Origin of the sequence: Actinoplanes sp. NPDC049668 (genome assembly GCF_044465445.1) — a bacterium.
GTDB lineage: Bacteria > Actinomycetota > Actinomycetes > Mycobacteriales > Micromonosporaceae > Actinoplanes.
The window spans coordinates 228,032-241,442 of the sequence record NZ_JBITLR010000003.1; the positions used below are offsets into that span (position 1 = coordinate 228,032).

10 protein-coding genes are annotated in these 13,411 nt (G+C 72.6%); 4 read left to right on the forward strand and 6 right to left on the reverse strand.

Annotated elements, in window-relative coordinates; all coding sequences use genetic code 11:
• Nucleotides 1-132 precede the first annotated feature (132 nt).
• Nucleotides 133-1,053: a superoxide dismutase gene (locus tag ACIBSW_RS13690; RefSeq protein ID WP_354719256.1), complete on the forward strand. Its 921-nt coding sequence runs from the start codon at nt 133-135 to the stop codon at nt 1,051-1,053.
• Here ACIBSW_RS13690 and ACIBSW_RS13695 read toward each other — a convergent pair.
• Together ACIBSW_RS13695 and ACIBSW_RS13700 are read right to left on the reverse strand one after the other, a co-directional pair.
• Nucleotides 1,050-3,173 carry an AAA family ATPase gene (locus ACIBSW_RS13695; protein ID WP_354719258.1) on the reverse strand — a complete coding sequence of 708 codons (2,124 nt, stop codon included), beginning with the start codon at nt 3,171-3,173 and terminating at the stop codon, nt 1,050-1,052. The genes ACIBSW_RS13690 and ACIBSW_RS13695 overlap by 4 nt on opposite strands.
• Before the next feature lie 139 nt (nt 3,174-3,312).
• Nucleotides 3,313-4,254, reverse strand: a complete 942-nt coding sequence (locus ACIBSW_RS13700; RefSeq protein WP_354719260.1) for an alpha/beta hydrolase — start codon at nt 4,252-4,254, stop codon at nt 3,313-3,315.
• Nucleotides 4,255-4,440: 186 nt separating this feature from the next.
• On the opposite strand from ACIBSW_RS13700, the gene ACIBSW_RS13705 reads away from it, so the two are divergent.
• Complete coding sequence (locus ACIBSW_RS13705; protein WP_354719262.1) at nt 4,441-5,103, forward strand: carbonic anhydrase; 663 nt, start codon at nt 4,441-4,443, stop codon at nt 5,101-5,103.
• A gap of 81 nt (nt 5,104-5,184) precedes the next feature.
• Here the strand turns inward: ACIBSW_RS13705 and ACIBSW_RS13710 are convergent, their stop codons facing one another.
• Nucleotides 5,185-5,514 carry a hypothetical protein gene (locus ACIBSW_RS13710; protein ID WP_354719264.1) on the reverse strand — a complete coding sequence of 110 codons (330 nt, stop codon included), beginning with the start codon at nt 5,512-5,514 and terminating at the stop codon, nt 5,185-5,187.
• Nucleotides 5,515-5,766: 252 nt separating this feature from the next.
• Here ACIBSW_RS13710 and ACIBSW_RS13715 point away from each other — a divergent pair, with 252 nt between their 5' ends.
• Nucleotides 5,767-6,258, forward strand: coding sequence for a DUF3145 domain-containing protein (locus ACIBSW_RS13715; protein ID WP_354719266.1), 492 nt, complete (start codon nt 5,767-5,769; stop codon nt 6,256-6,258).
• Between the two features lie 92 nt (nt 6,259-6,350).
• Complete coding sequence (locus ACIBSW_RS13720) at nt 6,351-8,060, forward strand: glycoside hydrolase family 3 N-terminal domain-containing protein (RefSeq protein WP_354719268.1); 1,710 nt, start codon at nt 6,351-6,353, stop codon at nt 8,058-8,060.
• 50 nt (nt 8,061-8,110) lie between these two features.
• Here the strand turns inward: ACIBSW_RS13720 and ACIBSW_RS13725 are convergent, their stop codons facing one another.
• The 3 genes from ACIBSW_RS13725 to fabF form a co-directional block, all read right to left on the reverse strand.
• Nucleotides 8,111-10,660, reverse strand: a complete 2,550-nt coding sequence (locus ACIBSW_RS13725; protein WP_354719270.1) for a tetratricopeptide repeat protein — start codon at nt 10,658-10,660, stop codon at nt 8,111-8,113.
• Between the two features lie 79 nt (nt 10,661-10,739).
• On the reverse strand, nt 10,740-12,152 hold the full coding sequence (locus tag ACIBSW_RS13730) for a carboxyl transferase domain-containing protein (protein ID WP_354719370.1): 1,413 nt from the start codon (nt 12,150-12,152) through the stop codon (nt 10,740-10,742).
• A gap of 31 nt (nt 12,153-12,183) precedes the next feature.
• A complete protein-coding gene (gene fabF, locus ACIBSW_RS13735) occupies nt 12,184-13,410 on the reverse strand; it encodes a beta-ketoacyl-ACP synthase II (RefSeq protein WP_354719272.1) in 1,227 nt (408 codons plus the stop codon).
• Nucleotide 13,411 lies beyond the last annotated feature (1 nt).

Consider the following 13,411-nt stretch of genomic DNA (forward strand, 5'->3'; position numbering starts at 1 on the left):
TCTCGCCTTCCGACGCTCCGCCGAACCCCGGCAAATGTATGTTCACATCGCTATGTATGCAAGTTGAACTCGGTTGCCATTACCGGGGTACAGGGTGACGACAGACCGAACCCGCCTGGAAGGAATTCCCCCGTGTCCAGACGTATTCTCGCGCTCGTCACCGCGGCCGCACTCGTGGTCGTGGCCGGTGCCACCCCTGCGGGTGCCGCACATCGCTCGCCCGGGCCGGCCACCATCGCGCTGCCCGACGGCTTCCAGCCCGAGGGCATCGCCATCGGCCGGGCGCCGTACGCGTACTTCGGCTCCCGGGTCGACGGCGACATCTACCGGGCCAGCCTGCGCACCGGCCGGGGCGAGGTGATCAGCCAGGGTCCCGGCACGACCTCGCTCGGCCTCAAGATCGACGGCCGCGACCGGCTCTTCGTCGCCGGCGGCAACGGCGGCGACGCCCGCGTGCTGAACGCCGCCACCGGCGCGCTGCTCAGGTCCTACAAGCTGCAGACCGTCCCGGCGTTCATCAACGACGTGGTGCTCACCGGCGGCGGCGGCTGGTTCACCGACTCGGCCAACCCGGTGCTGTTCCGGCTGCCGCTGGGCCGCGGCGGCGGCCTGCCCGCCGCGGCGACCCCGGTGCCGCTGACCGGCGACATCGTGCACCAGGCCGGCATCAACGCCAACGGCATCACCGCGACGCCGGACGGCCGCGCCCTGATCATCGTGCAGTCCGGCACCGGCAAGCTGTTCCGGACCACATACGGGGGCGTGACCACCGAGATCGACCTGGGCGGCGAGTCCGTGCCGGGCGGCGACGGCATGCTGCTGCGCGGCCGCACGCTCTACGTCGTGCAGAACCGGCTCAACGTGATCACCCGGATCCAGCTGGACCGGCACGCGACCAGAGGCGAGGTCGTCAGCCGCACCACCGACCCGCGCTTCGACGTGCCCACCACCATCGCGGAGTACGGCAAGCGCTTCTACCTGCCGAACGCCCGCTTCACCACGCCGCCGACCCCGACCACGCCGTACACGGCCGTCGCCGTGCCGCGGCCCTAGCGTTCTGACCTGGTCCAGTCGCGGGTGCCCACCGTCGTGAGGCGCTGGGTCGCCCGCGACAGGGCCACGTACAGGGTGCGGGTGCCGCTGGCGTCGATGGCGATCTCGGCTGGCTCGACCAGCACGACCGCGTCGTACTCCATGCCCTTGGCCTCCAGCGCGGTCACCACCTGGATCCGCTCGGGCAGCCCGGCCACCCACTTCGCCATCTCGTCGCGTCGCGGCACCGGTGTGATCACGCCGATCGTGCCGTCCACATCGGTGAGATGCTTCTCGGCGGACTCGCGCACCGCGTCCGGCAGCTGCGCGGCGCCGACGACCAGGTCGACCGGCTCGACGCCGGTGCTGCGTACCGCCGACGGCAGCGGCAGGTCCGGCATGATCGTCCGGATCACCCGGGCGGCCACCGCGAAGATCTCCGACGAGTTCCGGTAGTTGGTGGTCAGCGAGTAGGTGTTGCGGCGCCGCGAGCCGAGCGCCCGGTCGCGCGAGCGGTCCAGCTCCTCCGGGTCGCCGGACCAGGCCGTCTGCGCCGGGTCGCCGACGATCGTCCACGACGCGTACGCGCCCCGGCGGCCGATCATGCGCCACTGCATCGGCGTGACGTCCTGCGCCTCGTCGACGACCACGTGCGCGTAGTCGCGGTAGTCCTCGTCGCGGACCACCTGGGCGCGCGCCGCCGCCTGCCGGTCCGCGAACGTGCTGACCTCCTGCACCCCGTCGCGGACGTGGAACGGGTTGCCCTTCTTGCGCTGCGGCTGCCGCGGGCGGCCCATCAGCTCGTCCAGCTCGTCCAGCAGCGCCACGTCGGCGATGGTCGGGCCGTGCGCGGCCAGGCCGTCGAACGAGCCCTGCAGCAGCGCGATCTCCTCGCGCGACAACAGCCCGTTCGCGTACGCCCGCAGCCGCGCCGGCTCGGCCAGCCAGCGCAGCACCCGCATCGGGGTGAACCGCGGCCACCAGGCGCGCAGGAAGTCCCGGAAGTCGCCGCGGTCGGCCAACTCGGACTCGAACTCCCGCTTCTCCGGCAGGTTGCGCACCGAGCCCTTGGCCTGTGCCCAGAGCGCGTCGAAGATCCGGTCGAAGCCGACGCCGCGCACCTCGTTGCGGCGGGCGCCGCGCGGCAGCGCCTTGCGCCGGACCCGGTCCAGCTCGTGGGCGTCCAGGCGCAGCAGGGCGCCGTGGTAGAGCAGCCGCAGCTCGGTGGGGCCGCCAGGCACGGCGTCGTGCGAGGCCCGCTCGAGCACCCGGCGCATCCGCAGCGAGCCCTTGAGCGCCGCCACGTCGGTCGGGTCCGTGCGGGCGGCGTCGTAGCCGGCGACCAACGAGCCGAGCGAGCGCAGCGTCGCGGTGTCCTCGCCGAGCGACGGCAGCACCGTCGCGATGTAGTTGACGAACACCCCGGACGGGCCGACCACCAGGATGCCGCCGCCGGCGAACCGGCTGCGGTCGGCGTAGAGCAGGTACGCCGCCCGGTGCAGCGCCACGGCCGTCTTGCCGGTGCCGGGGCCGCCGGTCACGATCGTCACGCCCGAGGCGGGCGAGCGGATCGCGTCGTCCTGCTCGCGCTGGATGGTCGCCACGATGTCGCGCATGCCGCGCCCGGTGGCCTTGGAGAGGCTGGCCAGCAGCGCGCCGTCGCCGACCACCCGCATGTCCGCGGGCGCGGCCTCCGGGTCCAGCAGGTCGTCCTCGATGTTGGTGACCCGCTCGCGGGTGGACTGGATCATCCGGCGCCGGACCACGCCCAGCGGGTCGGCCGGGGTTGCCCGGTAGAACGCCGCCGCGGCCGGCGCCCGCCAGTCCACCACCAGCGACTGCGAGTTCTCGTCGCGGATGCCCATCCGCCCCACGTAGTGCACCGCGCCGGTGCCCAGGTCGAGGCGGCCGAAGACGAGGCCCTCGTACTCGGCGTCCAGGGCGTGCCGGCGCCGCGCGCGGTGGTAGACCATCGCGTCGCGCTCGACCAGCGCGCCGAACGTGCCGACCCCAGCGAGCTGGTAGCCCTCCTTCTCGGCCCGGGACGCGTCCTTGCGCAGCTCGGCGAGCCGGGTGTAGACCCGGTCGACGTGCTCCTGCTCGACCGCGATCTCCTGCTGCAGAACGGTGGCGTCGCTCAAGTCGGTTGTGCTCCCCGCTGGTCTTCCGCGTGCTGACGCCGCCCGGCACCGGCGCCAGGGGGCAATCGAACTTACTCCTGTTGCGGTACCCCCGTCGACGTCGGCACGCCCGCAAACGCTTGACCTGGGAAATCGGCAGTCACGCCGCCTGCTCGAAGCCGACCTGGCTTCCCCGGCGACGCTTGGACGGCAGCCGCTTGGCGGCGCGCGCCGCCACGGCGAGCACCGCGGCGGAGACCTCGAAGGGTCGCTCCATCATCAGCATGTGGCCGGCGCCGGAGAAGACCGTCAGCTCGGTGCCCGGCAGGGCGTCGGCGATCGACTCCGCGCACGGCGGCGGGGTCAGCCGGTCCCGGTCGCCGACCAGCGCGGCGGCCGGCACGTCGCCGAGCGCGGCGAGGGTCTCCAGCCGCTGCTGCGCGCCGACCGAGGCGCGGAACCCGCCGATCGACCGCAGCGACGCCCACCCGAACGCCGACATGGTGATGTCCAGGTCGGCGGCGCGGTAGCCGTCGCCGAAGAGCAGCCAGCGCACGGCGGGGCGCAGGGCCGGCAGCATCGCCCGGTGCGGGCGCCACACGCCGAGCCGGGAGAGCAGGTCGGCGCCGGTCGTCTCGGCGGCCCGCAGGATGGAGGTGAGCGCGGTGGGCAGCCCGTAGCTGGTGTGCGTCGCGCCCTCGGCGGTCGTCGACACGAAGACCAGGCCGGCCACCCGCGCCGCGAAGTCGTCCGGGTGCGAGTCGGCGTATTCCATGATCGTCATGCCGCCCAGCGAGTGGCCGACCAGCACGATCGGGCCGCTCGGCGCGTACACCCGCAGCACCTCGGCCAGGTCGTCGCCGAGCTGCCCCAGGGTGGCGGAGTGCCGCCGGGTCGCGGAGGATCGGCCGTGGCCCCGCGCGTCGTAGACGATCACCCGGGCGTCGGTCGCCTCGAGGGCGCTGAGCTGGTAATGCCAGGTACGCCGGTCGAGGCACCAGCCGTGCAGCAGCACCACGGTCACCGGCGCGTCCGCCGGCCCGCTCGTCTCGACGTGCAACCGGACGCGGTCTGGAAGCGTGAGCTTCGAGCGCTCGGACATGGGCACCTCCGTGTTTCTCACGGCCCCCGTCGTACCCACGGGTAATAAGCATCACTCGTGTTTCCCGGAATTGCCACCGACCATCCGGATCTTGAGCTGAACGTTCGTTCGGCTTTTATGGTACGGCCCGGGTGATGTAGCTCGCATAGCCTGTCGGCAGCCGGTCACTCGTAGAGAATCGGACGCATGACGGGTATCTCACCTGGTGACCAGGCGAACCGGGCGGCGGTTTCGACCGCCCCGGTCAGCCCCGCGCCGACTCGCATCGTCCGGCCGGCGGACGCGCTGGCGGAGCTCATCGCCGGCAACCGCCGCTTCGTCAGCGGCCGGCCCGAACACGGCCACGACGTCGCGGCGGCCGCCGCGTCCTCGGGCGGGCAGGTGCCGCACGCGGTCGTGGTCGGCTGCATCGACTCGCGGGTGCCGCTCGAGGCGATCTTCGACCAGACGTTCGGGTCGATCTGCGTGGTCCGCTCCGGCGGGCACGTGGTGGACCGCGCGGTACTGGGCTCGGTCGGGTTCGCCGTCGCGGCGCTCAAGGTGCCGCTGGTGATGGTGCTGGGCCACGTCCGCTGCGGCGCGGTGGACGCGACGGTCGCGGCGCTGCGCGCGGGGGAGCGGCCCGAGGGCGACGTCGGCTACCTGGTCGACGAGATCGCCCCGGCGGTGCACGCGGTCGGCCTGGACGACCCGGACGTCGGCGCCAAGGCGATGCGCGCGCACGTGACCCGCACGGTCCGCCGGATGCGCGACGTCACCGGCGTGGCGGGCGCGATCGCCGAGGGCCGGGTCGCGGTGGCCGGCGCGGTCTACGACCTCGACACCGGCTGGGTCGACCTGCTGCCCTGATCAACTTGTCTTGATCTTCGGCAAATGCAAAAAGGCGCTCCCCGGGCGGTCAAGCCCGGGGAGCGTCCCTGTGTCGTCTGCTCAGCCGCCGAAGACGCCGGCGTCCTCGAGGCGCTTCTCGGTCGCGTCCCAGCCGTGCTTGGGGAACGACTCGTTGAGCCCGGCGATCTCCGCGCGGATCTTGGCGCCGTGGCCGGCGGTCGCCAGCGTGCGGATCTCCTCGACGAAGGCGTCCGAGTCGGTGCGCAGGTGGTGGGTCTTGCCGTTGGTGAGGTTGCGCACGTAGGCGAAGCGGCCCTCGGCCAGCGGGATCAGGTACTTGAACTCGCCGAGCACACTCAGGGCGTCGCCCTTGCCGGCCTGGCCGGCGCGGACTGATGCGCGGGCGGTCTTAGAGGTGTTGCTCGCCACGGCGGTACTCCTAGCTAATGATTCTCGGCAAAGTATGTCGGCAGAAAATGCCGCAGCAAGCCTACACGACCCCCGCATGGCCGCACCGCCGGAGCGGGTTCAGCCGTTAGGCCAGGTGTGCCGCTACGGCCCTGCACATGTCGATATTGCGGTTTCTCTGGCGCACCATCCGCACCACCCGGCATCATGGAGCACGATCAACCGCGGTCGAGGTCGTAGGGGAAGACGCACCTCGGTCTCCGGGAGGTCACCGTGCCAACGTGTGGCGTCGTATACGTCCACTCGACTCCACTCGCCGTGTGCCAGCACGTCGAGTGGGCGATCGCGCGCGTCCTGACGGCCGCGGTCAACCTGCACTGGACTGAGCAGCCGGTCGACCCCGGCATGCGGCGGTCCGAGTGCAGTTGGACCGGACGGCCTGGGACCGGCGCGGAACTGGCTGCTGCCCTCAGGCAGTGGCCCATGGTCCGTTTCGAGGTCACCGAGGAACCGAGCCCCGGCGTCGACGGGGAGCGGTTCATGCACGTACCCGGCCGAGGCCTGTTCCGCGGCACCATCGGGGCGTCCGGCGACATCCAGATCGGCGAGGACCGGCTGCGGGCGATCATGGCGACCGCGCGGGCTCCTGAGGCGCTCTCGCACGCCCTGGAGAAGGCGCTCGGCACCGCCTGGGATGCCGAACTCGAGCCGTATCGCTACGCCGGCGACGGCGCGCCGGTAACGTTGCTGACCCGCGTGGGGTAGCGCCCGGGGCAGGCACCCGCGGCCCCGGACGACGCCGTTTGTCGAAGTTGCCGGGAGCTGATCCAATGGCGGCTGTGAATTGGGCGCTCCGTATGGCTGTGTCCGTACCCCTGGCGATGTTGGTGGGTTGCGGCAACGACGCGCCGCCGGCACCGCCGGCGCCGGCACCCGGCCCGGCGTCCCACCAGGCCGTCCCGCCGTCGGCGAGCGTCCCGCCGCGCCCGACCGGCGACCCCGCCGCCCTGGCGCGGGCCGCGGTCGCCGCCTTCACCGACGCGGACCTGGCCGGCCAGGTCCTGATGCCCTACGCGTACGGCGACACGGCCGACCGGGTCGACAAGACCGCCGCCGCGGGCAACCAGAACATCGCCGGCGTCAACACCCCCGCCGAGATGATCACGAAGTTCCGGCTCGGCGGCCTGATCCTGGTCGGCTTCACGCCCGACGACCCGACCGGCGCCACCAACCCGGCGACGAACGTGGAGAACCCCAAGCAGGTCCGCGGCCTGACCGACGGGCTGCAGCGGGCCGCGGCCCAGCTGCCCGGCGGCGCGCCGCTGCTGATCGGCACCGACCAGGAGTACGGCGTGGTCACCCGGATCCGGCAGGGCGTGACGCTGCTGCCGTCCGCGATGGCCTTCGGCGCCGCCGGCCGGCCGGAGCTGACCGAGGCCGCCTGGCGCGCCGCGGGCGAGGAACTGGCGGCGATGGGCGTCAACCTCGACCTGGCGCCGGTCGCCGACACGCTCGGGCCCAAGGGCAGCTCGGTGATCGGCTCCCGCTCGTTCGGCGCCGACCCGAAGGCGAACTCCGCGCAGGTGCAGGCGGCCGTCCGCGGCATACAAGGTGCCGGGATATCGGCGGCCCTCAAGCATTTTCCGGGGCACGGGCACACGACCGGCGACAGCCACGACGGTCTGCCGGTGGTCGCGCAGACGAAGGCGCAGCTGGCCGCCGAGGACCTGCCGCCGTTCGCCGCGGGCATCAACGCGGGCGCCGGCGTGGTGATGTCCGGTCACCTCGACGTCCAGGCCATCGACAAGGGCGTGGCCGCGACCTTCTCCCACAAGATCATGACGGACCTGCTTCGGACCGAACTGAAGTTCACCGGCGTCGCGATCACCGACGCGATGAACATGCCGCCGGCGATGAAGTGGCCGGCCGGCGAGGCGGCCGTGCGCGCCCTGAACGCGGGCAACGACCTGCTGCTCATGCCGCCGAACCTGGCCGGCGCCCGGGACGGCATCCTGGCCGCGCTCGGTAACGGCACCCTCAAGCGCGAGCGGCTCGTCGAGGCGGCCACCCGGATCCTGACGCTGAAGTTCCGGGGCGGCGCCCAGCCGCAGCCGGAACTCTCCACAGTGGCCTCGGCCGCGCACCAGACGGTCGTCTACGACGCGAACGCGGCCGCGGTCACCATCTTCCGGGGCGCCTGCACCGGCCCGCTGGCCGGCGGCGCGGTCACGGTGAGCGCCTCCGGCGGCCGGGAGGCGGCGCGGGTCGGGCTCGTCAAGGCGCTGCAGGCGGCCGGCGTGCGGGTGCAGGCCGCGGGCGGCACGGTCGTGCACCTGGTCGGGTACGGCGACCGGCGGACCGACCTGAGCATGGACGCGGCGATCACGGTCATGATGGACGCGCCGTACCTGCTGGCGGACTCGCGGTCGCCGACCCTGCTGGCCACGTACTCGTCGAGCCCACTCGCCCTGGCCGCCCTGGCGAACGTGCTGGCCGGCAAGGCGCCGGCCCCGGGCCGGTCCCCGGTGCAGGTGGGCAGCCTGCCCCGCAGCGCCTGCGTCAAATGATCCGGCGATAACGCCCGGCGGCCGACGGGATGAGTGGCGCGGTCACCGGCTCAGCTGGCCGCTGTTCCGCCTGCAGCGGGATTCGGGCGTTGGGCAGGGTTTCGGCGCAGTTCGGCGAGAGTCTTTGCCGCCGCCCGGTGTCGTGATGCAAAGGCTGCCGGGTCAGAGGCTGCGAGAGTCTCGAAGTAGCGGACACCTTCCGCGGTCAAGGCAACGACGTCGTTGGTGACACAACCGACTTTGAGGGCGATGGAACCCATGTTGCACAACGACGTGGCGAGGTTGGGTAGGTAGGCGTCGCGGTTGAGCCTGGTCAGTTCTCGGCGCAGGTCGACGGCTTCTTGGCTGGCAGTCAGCGCCTCGGCCCGTCGGCCCGCCTCGGCCAGCATGATCGCGTGGTTGTTCACCGACGTGGCGAGGTTGGGTAGGTAGGCGTCCCGGTTGAGCGTGGTCAGTTCTCGGCGCAGGTCGACGGCTTCTTGGCTGGCAGTCAGCGCCTCGGCCTGTCGGCCCGCCTCGGCCAACCGGTTCGCGTGGTTGTTCACCGACGTGGCGAGGTTGGGTAGGTAGGCGTCGCGGTTGAGCTCGGCCAACTCCCGCCGCAGGTCGAGTGCTTCCTGGCTGGCGGTTAGCGCCTCGGCCCGTCGGCCTGCCTCGGCCAGCATGATCGCGTGGTTGTTCACCGACTTGGCGAGGTTGGGTAGGTAGGCGTCGCGGTTGAGCTCGGCCAACTCCCGCCGCAGGTCGAGTGCTTCCTGGCTGGCGGTCAGCGCCTCGGCCCATCGGCCTGCCTCGGCCAACCTGACCGCGTGGTTGCTCACCGACGTGGCGAGGTTGTGCAGGTGGGCGTCGCGGTTGAGCTTGGCCAACTCCCGGTAGAGGCCGACCGCTTCCCGACTGGCGATCAGCGCGTCGGCCCGCCGCCCTGCCTTGGCCAGCCGCAGCGCGTGCCAGGTGGTCCAGTGCGCCTGATCGGGGAGCGAGGCATCGGCGGGGAACCCGGTGACGATGTGCGTGGTCAACTCGAGTGCGAGCTGGCCGAGTTCCAGTGAGGGATACGGCACCCGCTTCGCTGTCTGTCGCGCCCAGCCGTGCTCGATGGTCGCATCCGCCAGCAGCGCCACCAGCCGGGACGTGAACAGCCCCGGGAACTGCACGCCCACTTCGATGACCGCTTCCACCATGCCCGGTACGTCCACCCCGAGCGCCGCATCGATCAACGCATCCACGCCGGTCTGGTGCACCCGTGCCCGGCCCAGCACCGTCAACACCCGCACCGCCTGAGCGGCACTCAACCCGGACAACACCCGCGTCCGTTCCTGCACGCCGCACTCGGTCAACACCCGCGCCGCGAGGGACTCCGCCAACAGATCCGGCTGCACCACGCCCAGCACGGACCCCTGCCCCGCCGGGTACAGCCCGGACAACCACGACACGAACCCCGCGACCCTCGCCGCGTCCGCATCCGCCAACAGCGGCGCCCGCCGAACCACCTGCTCAACCTCGGCCCGGCTGTCCGCACCCATCAGCGCGGAGATCCCCACCACCTGCCGCAATACACCGTCGATCGTCAGATCATCACTGATGCCGAACAACCCGGCCCGCCGCGCCGTGAACCGCCAATACCGGCTCTCATGCCCCAGCACCTCACCCAGCACGTCGTATTCACCCTGGCGGTGTGCCCCGTCCAGCACCGCGACCAGCGCGTCCGCATGCAATCGCAACACCGGCGTTTCCGCTGGCCACGCCCGCATTCCAGCCAGTACCGGCGCAGGCCGGCGCAACTTCTTCGCGAACGCCGTTGCCGCATCCGTCACGATCGTTTTCGGGTCGCGGGCATCGTCGATCCGGGCTGCTACCTCGACCAGCACACCAGGCGCGGTGGTCATCGCCTCCACGAGATGCGCCTGCCGGTCGAACGCCGCGGGCAGACTCTCCCACCACAACCCCGCCGAACGCGCCAGCAACAGCACCCGTACCCGATCCGCCAGGTGCGCCGCCCACAACAGCTCGGCTACCGCCGCCCGGTCCCGCGCCTCCGCGTAATCCAGCACCAGCAGCGACCGCGGTCCGAATCCGCCCGACGCGACCAACCCGGCAGTCTCCGTCTCCGCGTGCGGGCTGATCCACTCACACCGCCAACCCACCAACCGTGCGGCGAGCTCCCGCGCCAGCCGGGTCTTGCCCACCCCACCCGCACCCACCAGCAGCCGCACCGCCACCGCATCCCGGTCGCCGGCCCACATCTCCAGCTGCCGCAACACCCAACCCCGGCCGAAGAACGGCACCACCTGCTGGTCCGGGCGCAGCAACCGCGTCACCGACACCGGTAGATCCGCTACCCGCACGACGGCCACCGCGCCCGCGCGGGCCTGCCGCCGCTCCCGGGCCGCCGCGACCCGATCCGTCACCGTCGGCCCGAACGCGCCCACCGCCCCCGCGAACGCCGCCGCGATCACCGTCCACCCGTGCTTGTCATCGGCCAGTGCCGCCCACCCCGCAACGGCAGCCACCAGCGCGGGTACGCCCGACCACAACCCGTACCGGCGCATCCGGCCCCACCGGCCCACCACCATGGGCCACACCGTACCGACGGTCACCAATCCATCACAAAGACGATCATCGACGGTACGGCGAAGGGGGCGTCCCGGCCGGGACGCCCCCTTCATCGTTTGCGGGTCAGAGTGGGATGTTGCCGTGCGCGCCGCGGCCGGCCGGCGCCGCGGCCAGGGCCTCGGCGATGCGCCGGCGGGTCTCCTCCGGCGTGATCACGTCGTCGACCACGCCGATCTCCAGCGCGCGGGTGACGCCGCCCGCCGTCTTCAGCTGCTCCTGGATCAGCGCCTCGCGCAGCGCCTCGCGGCCCTCCTGCGGCGCCGCCGCGAGCTGCTTGCGGTTCAGGATGTTCACCGCCGCGCTCGCGCCCATGACCGCGATCTCGGCGTTCGGCCAGGCGAACACGGCCGTGGCGCCCAGGGAGCGTGAGTTCATCGCGATGTACGCGCCGCCGTACGCCTTGCGGGTCACCAGCGTCACCCGCGGCACGACCGCCTCGGCGAAAGCGTGCAGCAGCTTGGCACCGCGGCGCACCACGCCGTCCCACTCCTGGCCGAGGCCGGGCAGGTAGCCGGGCACGTCGACCAGCACGATCAGCGGTACGCCCAGCGAGTCGCACATCCGCACGAACCGCGCCGCCTTCTCGGCGCTGGACGCGTCGAGGCAGCCGCCGAGGCGCAGCGGGTTGTTGGCGATGACACCCACCGTGCGACCGCCGAAGCGGCCCAGGGTGGTGGAGATGTTCGGCGCCCACTTGGCGTGCAGCTCGACGCCCGGCTCGTCGAGCAGGGCGCGGACCACCGGCTTCACGTCGTACGCCCGGTTGGCCTCGGCCGGCATCGACCCGGTCAGGTCGTGGTCCGCCGCGGCGCCCTCGGCGACGTCCGCCGGGGTGAGCCGGCCCTGGCGGCCCAGCAGGACGGTGAGCCGGCGGGCCTGCGCCAGCGCGCTCTCGTCGTCCTTGGTGGTGATGTGCACGACGCCGGAGCGGCGGCCGTGCGGCTCGGGACCGCCGAGGCGCTCCATGTCGACCTGTTCGCCGGTGACGCTGCGGACCACCTCGGGCCCGGTCACGAAGATCCGGCCGGCCTTGCTCATGATCACGATGTCGGTCAGCGCCGGCCCGTACGCGGCGCCGCCGGCCGCCGGGCCGAGCACCACGGAGATCTGCGGCACGCGCCCGGAGGCGCGCACCATCGCCGCGAACACTCCGCCGACGGCGTCCAGGGCGACGACACCCTCGGCCAGCCGGGCGCCGCCGGAGTGCCAGAGGCCGAGCACCGGTACCCGCTCGCGGACCGCCGTGTCGATCGCGTCGACGACGTGCTGGCAGCCCTCGACGCCCATGGCGCCACCCATCCGGGTGGCGTCGGTGGCGAAGGCGATCGCGGGCGTGCCGTCGACCTCGCCGCGCGCCCACAGCACGCCCGAGTCGTCCCGCGGCGCGAGCAGGCGCAGCGAGCCGGCGTCGAAGACCGCCCGCAGCCGCCGTTCCGGATCTCGGTGGTCGACGTCGACGGGCGGTTCCGAGGTCATGGTCACGGCGTACTCCGATTCGGCCGGATGGTCACGCACGGGTGAAGACCAGGGCCACGTTGTGGCCGCCGAAGCCGAATGAGTTGTTCAGCGCGGCAGGGATCTCGAGCGGTCGCGCCTTGTGCGCCGCGACGTCCATGTCCAGGGCGTCGTCCGGGTCGTCCAGGTTGATCGTCGGCGGAACGACGCTGTCGCGGATCGCCAGGATCGTGGCGATCGACTCCAGCGCGCCGGCCGCGCCGAGCAGGTGCCCGGACATCGACTTGGTCGAGGTGAGGACGGGGTGGTTGCCGATGGCGGCCCGCAGCGCGGCGATCTCGGCCATGTCACCGACCGGCGTGGAGGTGGCATGCGCGTTGACGTGCACGATGTCGGACTTGGACACGCCCGCGTCGGCGAGCGCCTTGGTGATGGCCCGGATCGCGCCCGCGCCCTCGGGGTGCGGCTGCACGATGTCGTAGCCGTCGGAGGTGATGCCGGCGCCGGCGAGCCGGGCGTACACCCGGGCGCCGCGGGCGGCGGCGTGGTCGGCGCGCTCGAGCACGACCGCGCCGGCACCCTCGCCGAGCACGAAGCCGTCGCGGCCCTTGTCCCACGGGCGGGAGGCCTTCTCGGGCGCGTCGTTGCGGGCGGACATGGCCCGCATCGAGGCGAAGCCGGCGATCGGCAGCGGGTGGATCACGGCCTCGGTGCCGCCGGCCATGACCACGTCGGCCCGGCCGGAGCGGATGAGGTCCAGGCCGAGCGAGATCGCCTCGGCGCCGGTGGCGCAGGCGCTGGCCATCGAGTGGACGCCGGCCTGCGCGCCGAGCTCGAGGCCGACCCAGGCGGCGGGGCCGTTGGGCATCAGCATCGGCACGGTGTGCGGGCTGACCCGGCGCGGCCCGGAGGCCTCCAGGATGTCGTCCTGGGCCAGCAGGGTCTGCGCGCCGCCGATGCCGCTGCCGAAGCTGACGGCGAGCCGCTCGGGGTCGAGACCGGAGTCCTTGAGGCCGCTGTCGGCCCAGGCCTGGTGGCCGGCGATCAGCGCGATCGCCTCGGAGCGGTCGAGCCGGCGCAGCTTGACGCGTTCGATGACCTCGGAGGGCTCGACGGCGAGCTGGGCGGCGATGCGGACGGGCAACTGCGCGGCCCACTCCTGGGTGAGTGGTCCCACCCCGGAGCGGCCGGCCAGCATTGCGTCCCAGGTGGACGCGACGTCCCCGCCAAGCGGGGTCGTCGCGCCGAGCCCGGTGACGACGACGTCTGTTCTGCTCATG